Source organism: Frigoribacterium sp. 2-23 (assembly GCF_049601585.1).
GTDB lineage: Bacteria > Actinomycetota > Actinomycetes > Actinomycetales > Microbacteriaceae > Frigoribacterium.
Genome location: NZ_CP187126.1, coordinates 3270845 through 3284699, shown reverse-complemented (window position 1 = coordinate 3284699; position 13855 = coordinate 3270845). Strand labels below are relative to the sequence as shown.

Annotated in this window: 14 protein-coding genes; 8 read left to right on the top strand and 6 right to left on the bottom strand. The window is 66.9% G+C overall.

The genetic code is table 11. The annotated features are described in order from the left end of the window. Positions 1-379 precede the first annotated feature (379 nt). From rpmH to ACPEEZ_RS15375, 8 genes are all read left to right on the top strand, one after another. Positions 380-517 (top strand): 50S ribosomal protein L34, encoded by a 138-nt coding sequence (gene rpmH, locus ACPEEZ_RS15410; RefSeq protein WP_043595303.1) that lies wholly within the window; start codon positions 380-382, stop codon positions 515-517. Between the two features lie 57 nt (positions 518-574). Beyond that, positions 575-859 (top strand): ribonuclease P protein component, encoded by a 285-nt coding sequence (gene rnpA, locus ACPEEZ_RS15405; RefSeq protein ID WP_423921048.1) that lies wholly within the window; start codon positions 575-577, stop codon positions 857-859. Next, positions 856-1215: a membrane protein insertion efficiency factor YidD gene (gene yidD, locus ACPEEZ_RS15400; protein ID WP_423921045.1), complete on the top strand. Its 360-nt coding sequence runs from the start codon at positions 856-858 to the stop codon at positions 1213-1215. The genes rnpA and yidD overlap by 4 nt, the downstream gene beginning before the upstream one ends. A 10-nt stretch (positions 1216-1225) precedes the next feature. Then, the gene (yidC, locus tag ACPEEZ_RS15395; RefSeq protein WP_423921042.1) at positions 1226-2188 is read left to right on the top strand and encodes a membrane protein insertase YidC; all 963 of its coding nucleotides are present in this window, start codon (positions 1226-1228) and stop codon (positions 2186-2188) included. A gap of 81 nt (positions 2189-2269) precedes the next feature. Then, complete coding sequence (locus ACPEEZ_RS15390; RefSeq protein ID WP_423921039.1) at positions 2270-2860, top strand: protein jag; 591 nt, start codon at positions 2270-2272, stop codon at positions 2858-2860. Between the two features lie 73 nt (positions 2861-2933). Then, positions 2934-3572 carry a 16S rRNA (guanine(527)-N(7))-methyltransferase RsmG gene (gene rsmG / locus ACPEEZ_RS15385; RefSeq protein WP_423921036.1) on the top strand — a complete coding sequence of 213 codons (639 nt, stop codon included), beginning with the start codon at positions 2934-2936 and terminating at the stop codon, positions 3570-3572. Positions 3573-3860: 288 nt separating this feature from the next. Beyond that, positions 3861-4763 carry a ParA family protein gene (locus tag ACPEEZ_RS15380; RefSeq protein ID WP_423921034.1) on the top strand — a complete coding sequence of 301 codons (903 nt, stop codon included), beginning with the start codon at positions 3861-3863 and terminating at the stop codon, positions 4761-4763. Beyond that, the gene (locus tag ACPEEZ_RS15375) at positions 4763-5716 is read left to right on the top strand and encodes a ParB/RepB/Spo0J family partition protein (RefSeq protein WP_423921031.1); all 954 of its coding nucleotides are present in this window, start codon (positions 4763-4765) and stop codon (positions 5714-5716) included. The genes ACPEEZ_RS15380 and ACPEEZ_RS15375 overlap by 1 nt, the downstream gene beginning before the upstream one ends. A 209-nt stretch (positions 5717-5925) precedes the next feature. Here ACPEEZ_RS15375 and ACPEEZ_RS15370 read toward each other — a convergent pair whose 3' ends face one another. The 6 genes from ACPEEZ_RS15370 to ACPEEZ_RS15345 all read right to left on the bottom strand — a co-directional run bounded on the left by ACPEEZ_RS15370 (position 5926) and on the right by ACPEEZ_RS15345 (position 13782). Next, on the bottom strand, positions 5926-6888 hold the full coding sequence (locus ACPEEZ_RS15370) for a D-alanine--D-alanine ligase family protein (RefSeq protein WP_423921028.1): 963 nt from the start codon (positions 6886-6888) through the stop codon (positions 5926-5928). Positions 6889-6972: 84 nt separating this feature from the next. Beyond that, positions 6973-8277 carry a PLP-dependent aminotransferase family protein gene (locus tag ACPEEZ_RS15365; protein WP_423921025.1) on the bottom strand — a complete coding sequence of 435 codons (1305 nt, stop codon included), beginning with the start codon at positions 8275-8277 and terminating at the stop codon, positions 6973-6975. Between the two features lie 112 nt (positions 8278-8389). After that, positions 8390-8716 (bottom strand): thioredoxin, encoded by a 327-nt coding sequence (gene trxA / locus ACPEEZ_RS15360; protein ID WP_423921022.1) that lies wholly within the window; start codon positions 8714-8716, stop codon positions 8390-8392. A 74-nt stretch (positions 8717-8790) separates the two neighbouring features. After that, positions 8791-9783, bottom strand: coding sequence for a thioredoxin-disulfide reductase (gene trxB / locus ACPEEZ_RS15355; RefSeq protein WP_423921019.1), 993 nt, complete (start codon positions 9781-9783; stop codon positions 8791-8793). 115 nt (positions 9784-9898) lie between these two features. Beyond that, positions 9899-11581 carry a murein biosynthesis integral membrane protein MurJ gene (gene murJ, locus ACPEEZ_RS15350; protein ID WP_423921017.1) on the bottom strand — a complete coding sequence of 561 codons (1683 nt, stop codon included), beginning with the start codon at positions 11579-11581 and terminating at the stop codon, positions 9899-9901. Continuing rightward, complete coding sequence (locus tag ACPEEZ_RS15345; RefSeq protein ID WP_423921014.1) at positions 11578-13782, bottom strand: DUF6049 family protein; 2205 nt, start codon at positions 13780-13782, stop codon at positions 11578-11580. Before ACPEEZ_RS15345 ends, murJ begins: the two co-directional genes overlap by 4 nt. Positions 13783-13855: the final 73 nt, after the last annotated feature.

Sequence of the window (13855 nt, the reverse complement as noted above, 5' to 3'; positions counted from 1 at the left end):
GTCTGTCTCTTTCTACGTCGGGGTGGAGCTGTCGTGATGCGTCTGGTGCGAGAGGCCCGCTGCAGACGTCTGCCCCGGGTGCGTCCCACCGACTTATGCACAGGTTTATCCACCGAAGGATCTCGGTCGATCTCTTCGGGACGTCTGCGTCATGCCCGCGATCACGCGGATGTGGGGCGGGAGATACCCACCTTAGTTCTCAGGGGCATGTCGTTCACAACCCAAGTTTTCAACAGTGTGGATAATGGCTCTTTTCTCCTCGCGTTTGACCAGGAGTCAGAAGCCGCGTACTTTTAATCAGTTGATTTCAGCCAGTTGGGCTGTACAAGACTTCTCGGGTCATGCACTAGGCGTGGTCCGCATCCCTGGAGAAAAAACCATGAGCAAGAGAACGTTCCAGCCGAACAACCGTCGCCGCGCCAAGAAGCACGGCTTCCGTGCTCGTATGCGCACCCGCGCGGGTCGCGCCATCCTCGCCGCTCGTCGTGGCAAGGGTCGCACCGAACTGTCCGCGTAGTCCCCGGTGTTGGCCAGGGCCAACCGGATCGTTCGCGCAGACGATTACCGAACCACAGTGCGCCGTGGCCGCAAGTCGGGCACGGCGCACTCGGTCGTCTACGTACGTCGTCGCGATGACGACCAGATCCGGTTCGGCTTCATCGTGGCCAAGAACGTCGGCAACGCGGTCGCCCGCAACACGGTACGTCGTCGCCTCAAAGCGATCTGCGCCTCCTTGTTGCCGACCATCCCTCCCGGCACGGATCTCGTGATCCGTGCCTTGCCAGGCAGTATCGAAGTTCCTTGGTCTACCCTGCTCAGGGATATCACCGGGGTCGTCGACAGGGGTGTGAGATCGTGAGGCAGATCGTGCAGGTGGTGGCATTGCTGCCGCGCAACGCATGCGTGATCGTCTTGCGCGCCTACCGGGCGGTCATCTCCCCTCTCTACGGCGACGTCTGCCGGTACTACCCGTCGTGCTCGCGATACGCACTCGAGGCCATCCAGCAGTACGGCGTCGTCCGCGGTGTCGCGATGGGCTCCTGGCGGATCGCCCGGTGCCACCCGTGGGCCGCCGGGGGCATCGATGACGTCCCCACTCCTCGTACACAGAAGTACTCCGTCACGAAGTTCGGCTTCGTGACACCGCGATTCGGCGCCGGCCCCCTGATGGCCCCACAGAACACTCTCGCCGCACAGAGCCACGGAAAGGGCTGACCCGCACACCATGGACCTTCTCGGTACCGTCCTCTGGCCCCTCAAATGGGTCGTCGAAGCCATCCTCGTGGGCTTCCACACCATCCTGACCGGCATCGGTATGGACACCGCCGCGGGTGGCACCTGGGTGCTGTCGATCGTGGGCCTCGTGCTCGTCGTCCGTGCCGCGCTCATCCCGATCTTCGTCCGCCAGATCAAGAGCCAGCGCCGCATGATGGAGATCGCGCCCCAGCTCAAGAAGATCCAGGACAAGTACAAGGGCAAGCGCGACCAGTTCAGCCGGGAGGCCATGTCGCGCGAGACGATGGCGCTCTACAAGGACACGGGCACGAACCCGCTCAGCTCGTGCCTGCCGCTGCTGATCCAGATGCCCATCTTCTTCAGCCTCTATTCGGTGCTGCACAACGCCCAGCAGGACAAGGTCGGCATCGGCCTCCTGAACCAGGCCCTGTCCACCTCGTTCGGTGAGTCGTCGCTGTTCGGTGCCCCGCTTAAGGAGACCTTCCTCGGCGCCACGACGTGGGAGGTCCGGCTCATGGCCGGCATCATGGTGGTCGTGATGACCGCGTCGCAGTTCATCACGCAGCTGCAGATCGTCTCCAAGAACATGTCGCCCGAGACCAAGGCGAGCCCGATGTTCAAGCAGCAGCGCATGCTGTTGTACTTCCTGCCCCTGGTGTTCGTCTTCTCGGGTCTGTCCTTCCCGCTGGGCGTCATGTTCTACTGGCTCACCTCGAACATCTGGACGATGGGTCAGCAGTTCCTGGTCATCCGCAACATGCCGACCCCGGGCAGCGAGGCCGCCCTGGCTCGTGAAGAGCGACTGGCCAAGAAGCAACAGCGCAAGGGTCTCTCGCTCGGCGATATCACCGTCACCGAGATCGAGTCGGCCCCCGCCGTGCCGAAGCAGACGCAGCGTGCTCAGCCGGTCGGCAAGAACCGTGCCAAGAAGCAGAACGGCGCCAAGAAGTAGCCTTGGCTGCCTGACGGCTCCCCGCTGCTGACCGCGGCACCTCGATCGACAACCGCCCCACCCGGAAGAGACACTCCCGCCATGGACAACACCGACATCGACCAGACCGCCGACGCCCAGCGTGCCGACGCACAGGCTGCCGCACCCGACGTCGACGACGCGACGACCGCCTCCTCGGCTGTCGGCGACGACACGGCGGCGACCAGCTCGTCGGATGTCGACGGCGACGAGGGCGACATCGCGGCCGACTACATCGAAGAGCTGCTCGACATCTGCGATCTCGACGGCGACATCGACATCGAGGTGCGCTCCGGGCGTTCGTACATCTCGATCGACTCGAGCGGCGACAGCAACCTCCGGGTGCTGTCGAAGCCGGACACGGTCAATGCCCTGCAGGAGCTCGCTCGCATCGCGGTGCAGACGAAGACGGGCGAGTTCTCGCGGTTGATCCTCGACATCGGCGGGTCGCGCGCGACGCGCGAGACCGAGCTCGGTGCCCTCGTCGACCGTGCCGTCGAGCGTCTCGAAGAGGGCGCGACCGCGGCCTCGCTGCCGCCCATGTCGTCGTACGAGCGCAAGCTCGTCCACGACATCGTGGCCGCGCGTGGTTTCACGTCGGAGTCGCAGGGCGAGGGTCGCGACCGCCACACGGTCATCACCCGCGCCTCCTGAGCGAGCGCGTCGACACCACCGTCACTCCCCCGGCGTCCGTGCGGAACGCCGCGCTGAACGAACAGGCACCGTCATGACCGAATCCGTGGGTGAGCTCGAGGCCGAACCGGCAGCGGCGGCAGCCGTCTTCGGCGATCGGATCGACGTCGTCCGGCAGTTCACCCGCGACCTCGCGCAGTACGGCGAAGAGCTGGGCCTGATCGGGCCCCTCGAACTGCCTCGGCTGTGGACCCGCCATGTCATCAACAGTGGCCTCGTGGCTCCCCTGCTCGTCGCGGGTCGGGTGGGCGACATCGGATCCGGCGCCGGCCTGCCGGGTCTGGTCCTGGCTGCGGCCCGTCCCGACTCCACGCTCGTGTTGATCGAGCCGATGGAGCGACGCGTCGATTGGCTCCGCACGGAGGCCGACCGTCTCGGCTTGACGAACGTCGAGGTCGTCCGTACCCGGGCTGAAGAGGCGCAGCTGGGCGAGTGGCTCGACCAGGCGACCGCTCGGGCCGTGTCGGCGCTGTCCAAACTCATCCCGCTGACCGTTCCGCTCGTGAAGACCGGTGGCCAGCTGCTGTTGATGAAGGGCGCGCGCGTCGATGCCGAGATCGAAGCGGCTCGCAAGGTGATCGCCAAAAATCACCTCGTCGACGTCGAAGTGCTCGAGCTCGGTGTCGGTGTGGTCGAGGAGACGACTCGCGTCTTCCGCGCCACGCTCGACTGACACCCGTTCCGGCTCTGTGAGAGCCAATCTGAGCGCATTGCTGCTCCCGGTCCGAGAGGCGTGTGCCCATCTCGCCTCTCAGAGACCTTCCTGGGGAGGCGCGGGTCAGATTCGTCGTATCTGGTATCTGAACAGGTATTACAACGATTGCGGTGAGTTTCGGGGCTGCTTTGTCGGTCTCGGGCGTTAGAGTTGTCCAAAGCGTCGCGTGGGTGTCTCAGCACCCCGATCGGGCGTCGAGATTCCAGACTGTTTCACGTGAAACATGGCGATACGGAGATTCATCCGGTGAGTTCCTCTCCCGAGTACGATGCCACGACTCCCCTAGCCCGAGAGCTGGCAGATCTGACACGACGTCGTCTGGCGCTGTCGACCGATCCCCTACCGGCTCCGGATCACACCCGAGTCATCACGGTGTCGAACCAGAAGGGTGGCGTCGGAAAGACGACCACCACGGTCAACCTCGCGGCCGCGCTGGCACGATCGTCGGCGAAGGTGCTCGTCATCGACCTCGACCCTCAGGGCAATGCCTCGACGGCGATCGGAGTGGAGCATCGCGCGGAGACGGCAAGTGTCTACGACGTGATCGTCGGCGACGGTGCCATGGCCGATGTCGTGCAGCAGAGCCCCGAGTTCCCGACGCTGTTCTGTGTGCCGGCAACGATCCATCTGGCCGGAGCGGAGATCGAGCTCGTCTCCTTGGTGGCGCGTGAGCAGCGCCTCCGCACGGCTCTGGACGCCTATCTCTCCGAGACGGAGGCGGCTGGTGAGCGGTTCGACTACGTCTTCATCGACTGCCCTCCCTCGCTCGGCCTCCTGACCATCAATGCCTTCGTCGCCGCACAAGAAGTCCTGATCCCGATCCAGTGCGAGTACTACGCGCTGGAGGGTCTGAGTCAGCTTCTCCGCAACATCCAGCTGATCGAGAAGCACCTCAACCCGAAACTCGCGGTCTCGAGCATCCTCTTGACGATGTACGACGGGCGGACGAACCTCGCTCAGCAGGTCGTCGCCGATGTGCGGGAGCACTTCCCCAAAGAGGCGCTCAAGACGCTCATCCCCCGGTCTGTGCGGATCAGCGAGGCGCCTGGTTATGGCCAGACCGTCATCAGCTACGACACCAACTCCCCCGGGTCGCTCTCGTATCTCGAAGCGGCCGCCGAACTAGCACGCCGAGGAGCACCCCAGTAGTGGCAACCAAGAGAACAGGCCTCGGGCGCGGTATCGGCGCCCTCATCCCCGTCGGCGACGAGTCGCAGGGGCGTCCTGTGGACGTCTTCTTCCCGACAGGGCAGCAATCCGCGACAGCGGAGGAGCTCGTGGCCGTCCCCGGGGCCCGCTTGGCGAGCCTCAACCCGCTGGACATCGTCCCGAACGCGAAGCAGCCGCGATCGGAGTTTCGTGAGGAAGAGCTGGCCGAGCTGGTCACGTCCATCCGCGAGGTGGGTGTCCTGCAGCCGGTGGTCGTGCGCCCCCTTCCGTCACCGACGAAGGGTGGGCCTCAGTACGAGCTCATCATGGGTGAGCGTCGACTTCGGGCGACCAAGGAACTCGGCCTCGCGACGATTCCGGCGATCGTCAAAGACACCGCTGACGACGCCATGCTGCGCGATGCGCTGCTCGAGAACCTCCACCGGGCCGAGCTCAACCCGCTCGAAGAAGCGTCCGCCTATCAGCAACTTCTTGCCGATTTCGGAATCACGCAAGAGGAGCTGGCCAGCCGGATCGGGCGCAGCCGGCCTCAGATCTCGAACACACTGCGCCTGCTGCGTCTGCCCTCGTCGGTGCAGCGTCGGGTGGCCTCCGGTGTGTTGTCAGCCGGACACGCACGGGCCATCCTCTCGACGGGTGACACCGTGTTGATGGAACGTCTGGCGGACAAGATCGTCAACGAGGATCTGTCCGTCCGAGCCGCTGAGGCGATCGCTGCGGGTGGCAGTGCCAAGCCGAAGTCGACGCGGAGTGCGAACCCGGGTCGTCACCAAGCGCACCTCGATGAGGTGGCCGAGCACCTGGGTGACCGTTTGGAGACACGCGTCAAGGTGTCCCTGGGTGCGCGAAAGGGTTCCATCACGATCGATTTCGCGTCGATGCAGGACTTGAACCGTATTCTCGGGGCCCTGGGCCAGGAGTCTGGGGAGTAGACGCTCAACACGCGAGGTTTCACGTGAAACGCCCCTCCGAGAGGAGGGGCGTTTCGCTTTGTACTATCCGACTTGAGGACGTCACATCAGGCGATCAAACCGTGGGCTTCCCACCACTAGGCGACTAGCCCCAGAGAGGCAGCCCGTTTCACGTGAAACGGCTCCCGACCATACTGGCGGGAGCCGTGTTTCACGTGAAACAGTCGCACCTATGCGGCGTGATCCGTGATCGCCTTCTCGGCCAGTGCCGCATACACGAGACCCAGCTCGTATCCCGCAGCGTCCAAGGCCATGGGAACAAGGGACGTCTCCGTCAGCCCTGGCAGAACGTTGACTTCGAGGAACCACGGCGTCCCAGCCGCGTCGACGATCAGGTCGACACGGGACAGGTGGCGCAGCCCGAGCGCCTCATGAACGGCTACGGCCGCCGTTGCGACGGCCTCTGTGGCTGTAGCATCCAGGCGTGCGGGCGTATAGAACGTGGTCTCACCAGCGTTATACCGAGCCTCGAAGCCATAGACCCCGTTGCGGGGCACGATCTCGGTCGCGGGCAGTGCGGTCGGCCCATCACCCGTGTCGATGACACCGACGGCGACCTCGGTGCCGACGATCTTCTGCTCGACGATGACGTCGTCGCAGTACGTGTACGCGTCCACCATGGCGCGGGGTAGGTCCGAGGCGTCCTCGACGACGGTCACACCGTGCGCTGATCCGCCTCGGGCCGGCTTCACGACGACGGGGACCGGGTGCTCCTCGGAGATCGCGTCCAGGACGCCCACCGCGCCGAGCTCCCGGAATGCGTCGTGCGAGAGGGTGATCCCCCGCGGCGTGTGGACGCCGGCGCGACGCGCGAGCTCCTTCGCCGTCGGCTTGTCCCAGGCGAGACGCGAGGCTGCGCTCGAGCTGCCCACGAAGGGGATGTCGAGTGCCTCCAGCAGACCTCGCAGGGCGCCGTCCTCGCCGCTGGCACCGTGCAGTGCGGGGAACACGACATCGGGACGGTTCTCGGTGAGGTGCCCGAGGAGTGCTGCGTCCGGGTCATGGACGGACACCGAGATGCCGTGGGCGGTCAGGCTGTCGACGACTCGGCGCCCCGAGCGCAACGAGACGTCGCGCTCGTGCGAGATGCCTCCGGCGAGGACGGTGACGGTACGCGATTCGGACGAGGTCATGGGACGCGTCATTCCTTCTGGTTCAGATGAGGGCGAGGCCGCCTGGTGAGGTCGGGCATGTGCACGACCAGCGAAAAAGCCTGGTCAGTCGATGTTGGGCGGAGGCGTCGTGATGCTCGGACGCGAGGCCGCGACCTTCCCCAGGCGAGCGCCGGAGAAGGTGCGGAGCAGGTCCAGCTCCCCATTGATGACGTTGGCCAGGCGACCCACCCCCACCTTGATCATCTCGGGCTGGGGGTAGCAGAACGAGAGGCGAATGTGGTGGGCTCCCCCACCATCGGCGAAGAACGCCGTGCCCGGGGTGTAGGCCACGAGTTCCTTCACGGCACGGGGCAGCATGGCCTTCGAGTCGAGCTCCTCCGGCAGGCTCAACCAGACGAAGAAGCCGCCGTTGGGCTTCGTCCAGCTGAGTGAGGGCAGGTGCTCCCCCAGGGCCGAGAGCATGGCGTCGCGACGCTCGGCGTACAGGCCCCGGAAGACGTCGATCTGCCCGCGCCAATCGGCTTGGTCGAGGTATTCGGTGATGACGAACTGCCCGAACGAGTTCGGAGCCAGGGTCGCCGACTCGTTGGCGAGGATGAGTTTCTCGCGGATGGCGTGCGGAGCCAGGGCCCAGCCCACCCGGAAGCCCGGTGCGAGCGTCTTCGAGAACGACCCGAGATAGATGACACCCTCGTCGTCGACCGAGCGCATGGCCTGCGGCGCCGGCTTGTCGAAGTAGATGAGCCCGTAGGGGTTGTCCTCGAGGACGAGGATGCCCGCGCTGCGACAGATCTCGAGGATCTCGAGACGGCGGGCCCAGCTGAGCGTGACACCGGCCGGGTTGTGGAAGTTGGGGATCGTGTACAGGAACTTGATCCGCTTGCCCTGGGCCGTGAGATTCGCGATCGACTCGCGCAGCGCCTCCGGAACGAGGCCCTCGTCGTCCATGACGACGTGCTGGACGTCGGCCTGGTACGCCCGGAAGACGCCGAGGGCGCCCACGTAGCTGGGCGACTCGGCGAGGACGACGTCACCGGGGTTGATGAAGAGCCTGGTGACGAGGTCGAGCGCCTGCTGCGAGCCGGTCGTGACGACCACGTCGTCGGCGCTGCCGCGGATGCCCTCCATGGCCATGATCTGCATGATGTGCTCGCGGATCGCGGGCGTGCCCTGACCCGAGCCGTACTGCAGCGCCATGGCGGCGTTCTTGGACAGCACGCGCTCGATCGAGCCGGAGACCAGCTCGGGCGGCAGGGCGGAGACGTACGGCATGCCGCCGGCGAGCGAGACCACCTCGGGCCGGCTGGCGACGGCGAACAGGGCTCGGACCTCGGAGGCGCTCAGACCGGCCGTGCGGTCGGCGTAGCTGTCGTACCACGGATCGAGGTTGGTGCCCTGATTGCTCATCTGCGTCCCTATCGCTGGAGGGTAATGCGTTCAAATATATGCCCGGGGGTGTCCGGATACGACGAGAGCCCGCCCAGCGGGTGTGCTGGGCGGGCTCTCGGGGGTAGTGGATCTACGCCAGGAACTCCGCCAGGTCGGCCTCGAGGGCCGGCTTGGGCTTGGCGCCGATGACCGTCTTGACGACCTCGCCACCGCGGTAGACCTTCATCGCCGGGATCGACGTGATCTGGTACTGCATGGCGGTCTGCGGGTTGTCGTCGACGTTGAGCTTGACGATCTCGATCTTGTCGGCGTGCTCGGCCGCGATCTGGTCGAGGATCGGCGAGACGGCGCGGCACGGGCCACACCACTCGGCCCAGAAGTCGACCAGGATCGTCTTGTCGCTCTTGAGGACGTCGCTCTCGAAGCTGGCGTCGGTGACTGCCTTTGCGCTGCTCATGGTGTTCCTTTCGTCGTGCTGACTAGTCGTGCTGTCTGGAAATCGGTGAGGTCGGTGAGTCGAGGAGGCGCGGGTCAGGCCACGACGGACTCGGACGTCTCGACGCCCTCGGCCGATCCGATGGTCTGCTCGGCCAGGCGGGCCTGGTCGAGCGACGCCAGGTAGTGCTCGGCGTCGAGGGCCGCGACGGTGCCCGAAGCCGCAGCGGTGGCGGCCTGGCGGTACGTGGCGTCGATGACGTCGCCCGCGGCGAAGACGCCGGTCAGGTTGGTCTTCGAGCTGCGTCCCTGGACGGCGATGGTGCCGTCCTCGGTCAGGTCGAGCTGGCCGTGGACGAGGTGCACGCGCGGGTCGTTGCCGATGGCGATGAACAGGCCGTCGAGCTCGAGGTCGCTGGTGCTGCCGTCCACCGTGTCGGTGAGCGTCACGCCGGTGGCCTTCTCGCCACCGAGGATCGCGGTGACCTGCTTGTCGAACAGGAACTCGATCTTCTCGTTGGCATGCGCGCGGTCTTGCATGATCTTCGACGCGCGCAACGTGCTCGAGCGGTGGACGACGTAGACCTTCGACGCGAAGCGCGTGAGGAAGGTCGCCTCCTCCATCGCCGAGTCGCCGCCACCGACGACCGCGATCTCCTTCTGCTTGAAGAAGAAGCCGTCGCACGTGGCGCACCAGCTGACGCCGCGGCCGCTCAGGCGCTCTTCGTCGGCGAGGCCGAGCTTGCGGTAGGCGCTGCCCGTGGCGAAGATCACCGTGAGGCTCTCCTCGACGGTGCCGTCGCCCAGGGTGACCTTCTTCACGTCGCCGGTCAGCTCGACCGCGGTGACGTCGTCGAGCACGACCTCGGCACCGAACTTCTCGGCCTGCTCCTGCATCTTGAACATGAGGTCGGGGCCCTGGATGCCCTCGGGGAACCCGGGGAAGTTCTCGACCTCGGTCGTCTTCATCAGTTCGCCACCCGCCTCGACGGAGCTCGCGACGATGAGCGGCTTCAGACCGGCGCGGGCGGCGTAGATGCCGGCCGTGTAGCCGGCGGGGCCGGAGCCGATGATGATGACCTGACGCATGGTCGGAGCCTCCTAGGAGTTCGGGATCGACAGCGACACTCGATGCATCGCCTTGTCTGGGGTGGTCAACACACTCTAGCCACGCGGTATTCCGGCGTCCTGGGACGACCGGAGGCTAGCGACGGACGAGTCGTCGGGCGGCCGAGGAGGCGCGTCGGACGACCGGCTTCGTCAACGACTCGAGCTCGGGCAGACGGAACACGGTGAGCACGCCGAAGTAGACGACCGACATGGCGACACCCGCCACGATGACGGTCGTCAGACCCGTGAGAGCGCTCTGCTGACCGAATCCGCCCACGGTGTAACCGCCCATGACCGTCACGATGAACACACCGAACGCACCCGCGACGAGTGCGACGACGAGGTATTGGACGTACCGGCGCACGATCCAGAGTCCGTCGTAGCCGCCGAGACGGCGGTGCAGCAGCACGAGCGCGATGACGGCCTGCACCGTGCCCGCGACGGTGGTGGCCACGGCGACGGCGGCGGCGATCCCGTTGCCGCCCACGATCATCGGCGCGAGCAGGGCTCCCCCGACGAACACGACCGACTGCGTGAGCTGCATGAAGAACGGCGTGCGCTGGTCGTGCAGGGCATAGAACACGCGCTGGATCATGAAGAGGACGCTGAACAGGATGAGCCCGGGCAGATACGCGTGCAGCACGGTCGCCATGTCGGAGACCGCGTCCGGGTCACGCTCGAAGAACCGGGCGAACGGCATCGCGACGACCATCAGGGCGACGGCGGCGAAGACCATGAACAGTCCGATGACGCGGATCGACTGCGAGATGTCGAGGCGGAGTGAACGCAGGTCGTCCCGCGAGGCGTGGCCGCTCATCCGCGTGAAGTAGGCGGTGCCGATCGACACGGCGATGATGCCGTGCGGCAGCATGAACAACAGCCACGAGTTGGCCACCGTCGCGTTCGAGGCGCCGACGCTGCTGCCGAGACTCACCACGCGGCTCTGGACGATGCCCGCGAGCTGCGTGATCAACACCATGCCGAGTAGCCAGCCGGCCGCCTTGCCCGTCGCGCCGAGGCCGACGCCCCGCCATCGGAAGTCGGGCCTGAAGGTCAGGCCCGCACGCCGCCAGAACAGCAACAGGAAGGCGGCCTGAGCCACGACACCGAGAGTCGCGGTGCCGGCGAGGAGGCTGATGCTGGTGGCGTTCCACGTGCCTCCTGAGGCGTCTCCCGTGGCCTGCCCGAAGACGAGCAGGAAGACGCCGAGACCGGCGAGGGCCACCACGTTGTTGATGACGGGTGCCCACGTGAACGGGCCGAAGACCTGACGAGCGTTGAGGACCTCGCTGAGCAGCGAGTACATCGCGTAGAAGAAGATCTGCGGCAGGCACCAGAACGCGAACGCCGTCGCCAAGGAGATCGCGGCCGGCGAGTAACCTCCCGAGCCGGTGTCTGACGCCTGATCGGCATAGACCCGGACGAGGAGGGGTGCGGCCAGTGTCGCGATCAGGGTCACCACCGCGAACACCAGGGTGCCGAGCGTCACCACCTTGTTGATGTACGTCTGACCGCCGTCGCTGTGCGCGGCGGCCTTCACGATCTGCGGCACGAGGACGGCACTGAGCAGGCCGCCCGCGATCAGCGCGTAGATGTTGTTCGGCAGCTGGTTGGCCAGCGCGAACGAGTCGGCGCTGCTGCTGAAGGACTGGCCGATGACGTACGCCAGGAAGGCCGTCTTGACGAAGCCCAGCACGCGCGACACGAGCGTGCCGGAGGCGAGCAGGGCGCTCGCGCGGCCGATGCCGCCCGAAGAGGTGGTCGAGCTCGTGCTCACGTGGTGCCTTTCGCGGCGGAGTCGTCATCCGCTGATTTCGGGTGCAGGCGGCGACGCACGGTGCGGTAGATGCCGCCGGCGAAGATGAGCGCGACGGCGATGCCGAAGGTCCAGGTGAGGGCCGTCTCCCACCCCGCCTGGACGTCGATCGCGACGGTGGCCGGAGCCGAGATGGCGACACCGGTGGTGCTGGCGAGGGTCATCCGGATGTTGACGGTGCCGTTCGCCACCGACTGCACCGGCACGCTCACGCGGGTCTGCGACTGCGGCTGGATCTCGACCAGGATCGGGTTCTTCTCGACCTTGAGACTCGGGTTCGACGGCGCCACGGCGAGGTTGACGGTCGCGACCGAGTTCGTCATGTTCTGCAGATACACGCGGAGGGAGGTGCGGTCGCTGACGATCCGGAAGTCACTGCCCTGCACGATCGACACGGTCGCGGTCTGCTTCGCGGCCTCCGTCACGGCCTCCGAGACCTCGGTGGTGAAGCCGGCCTCGTTGCTGCGCCAGGCGTTCGACGAGATCGCGAGCGTCGTGAGCGCCGACGGGGCGGTGACCTGCTGCGGCTCGGAGAGGGCGGTGGCGAAATCGCGGACCTGGCCGTAGGCGGTCGCGAGCGAGCGCAGGGAGGCGAGCCGTGCCTCCGGCTCGGCCTTGTCGGAGACAGAGCTCGTCGAGGGTGTCGCGGCCAGGGCGTCGGAGAGGGAGGCGGGGGTCGTCCAGGGCAGGGAGTCGAACGTGTCGACCGTCTCGGCGAGTCGGGCGCTGTCGGTGATCCAGTCGCGATCGAGGGTGACGAGGATCGTGCGCGCATCGCTCGGCCGCTCGTAGGCGATGGTCGACGCGCTGGCCGAGAGCTGGGCGACCGTGCTCTTCCAGGTGGCGTCGTCCGGTGCCGAGGCGGCCCGGGCGATCAGCCGCGACAGGGCGTCGTCCGACACGACCGACGTGACGCCGTCGATGGTCGTCACGGCGTTCTCGGTCGACCCGGTGGCCCCCTTGACGTTCGAGCTCGACAGGATCGCCGCCGCATAGCCCGAGGCCGCGAAGACCGGCAGATCACGCGCGACGACCGTGTCGCTCTGGGGCCAGGCGAGGTTCGGGAGGCCGGTGGGCAGGGCCAGCAGCGACTGCGTCGTGGGCAGCGCGGGGGCGGCCGGGTTCGTGGCGGGGGCCGACGGGGCGTCCTGACCCGCGCCTCCGGCGTTCGGGTCTTCCGCGTCGCCGGATGCGCCGTCGGTGGGTGGCGTCGACTCCGTGTCGGTGGCCGGTGTCGTCGGCTGCGCGGTGGAGCCGGCCGCGAAACGCGACGAGTCGATCAGCTGGTCGAACGCGATCGGTGACGGCAACGGGTTGGCCCCGGCCTGGCTCAGCCCGGATATGTCGGAGTCGGCATACGCCAACGAGAACAGCGGATTACCGGCTGCGAACAGGTCGTTCATCCAGGCGACGGCCGGTTCGGGGGCATCGGAGCCGAGGAGGCGGATGGACGCCAGGATCATCGGATCCACCCCCAGCGCGATCGGCTTGCCGGCCACGGTGTCCAGCTCGCGTCGCAGGATGCCGCCCGTCGACGTGTATGAGCTCAGCGCCGTCGCGTCGAGGACGCCGGTCTCCGTCTCGGGCACGGTGATCGGCACGGCCATCGAGACCCGCGTCGGCTGGAAGCTGTCGCCCGGGTACCAGACGACGCTGTTGCGGGCCTGCGCCACCTGGGATCCGTCGACGACGAGGCGGGCGCCGAGGGCCCGCGCGCCCCAGCCGCCCCCGAGGGCGACGCGCGACGACGGCACGGTCACGGATGCCACCGTCTGGGTCGCTCCGGGCGCCACGGCGGGCATGTCGACGTCGGTGAGCAGCGTGCCGAGGAAGTCGTTCGAGTTGACGGAGTCGGGATTCAACCAGGAGGCGATGGCATCGCGGGTCGCGAACGCCCGGCGATCGAGATAGATGCGGACCTTGCCGGCCTCGACCTCGTCGTCGGTCGTGTTCTTCACGCTGACGCTGACGGTCAGATCGTCGCCGGGGCGCAGGACACCCGCTGCCTCGGGTGCGATCTGCAGTGTCACCGCCGCATCGTCGGCCGCGGTCGCCGCGGCGGCCTGGGGTGCGGGCAGACCGACGACGGCCGCGGCACTCAGCCCCAGGGTCAGGGCTGCGGTGGCGAGGGCGGCGGCAGCGAAGGCGGAAAGGATTCTCATAGGCAGGGTGGTCGGAGCGATCGGAGCGCTCACGAGCATGCCGAGTCTAGGGAACGGTGACTCGGAGCACGCG